Below are 690 nucleotides of genomic sequence, written 5' to 3'. Positions count from 1 at the left end.
GCTCGACGTGAACAACGTCTTCGTCTCGGCCACCAACCTCGATTTCACACCGCAGGGCTACATCGACGCCTTCGCGCTCGAAGAGGTGGGCGAGATCCACATCGGCGGCCATGACGAGGACGAGGACGACCACGGCCACCCCCTGCTCATCGACAGCCACGGGCGCGAGGCGGCGGACCCGGTCTGGGACCTGCTCGACCACACGCTGGCCGGTTCTGGGCCGCGCCCGGTGCTGGTGGAATGGGACACCGACGTGCCGGACTGGCCGGTGCTCGCCGCCGAAGCGCGCCGCGCCTCCGACGCGCTCCTGCAACCGAGGGCCGCGGCATGATCAGCCAGTCCGCCTTCCGCCACGCCCTGACCGACGCAGGACGACCGGTCCCGGAGACGCTTGTCGACGGGGCCGGACGTCCCGCCGGGCGGCGCTTCTCGGTCTACCGCAACAACGTGGCCGTCTCGCTCTCCGAGGCGCTCGAGACCGGTTTTCCCGCCGTCGCGGCGCTTTTGGGCGCCGCCAACTTCGCCCGCGTCGCGGCGGGTTTCCTGCGCCAGTACCCGCCGGGCTCGCCGCTGCTGATGACATGGGGCGGGCAGGTCCCGGCCTTTCTCGAAGGGCTCGACGAGCTCGACACCATGCCGTGGCTGCCCGACGTGGCGCGCAGCGATCTGGCCATGCGCCGCGCCTACCAT

Annotated in this window: 2 protein-coding genes; both read left to right on the top strand. The window is 71.3% G+C overall.

The window, feature by feature from the left end:
- On the top strand, nt 1-331 hold a 331-nt coding region (locus HC022_RS28140; protein WP_167454554.1), incomplete at its 5' end, for a DUF692 family multinuclear iron-containing protein.
- Nucleotides 328-690 (top strand): DNA-binding domain-containing protein (locus HC022_RS28135; RefSeq protein WP_167454553.1); only part of this gene is annotated, 363 nt, incomplete at its 3' end. The genes HC022_RS28140 and HC022_RS28135, both read left to right, overlap by 4 nt.

Source organism: Salipiger sp. HF18 (assembly GCF_011806505.1).
Classification (GTDB): domain Bacteria; phylum Pseudomonadota; class Alphaproteobacteria; order Rhodobacterales; family Rhodobacteraceae; genus Salipiger; species Salipiger thiooxidans.
Note: the sequence above shows the minus strand (reverse complement) of the source record. Positions and strands in the feature narration are given on the sequence as shown.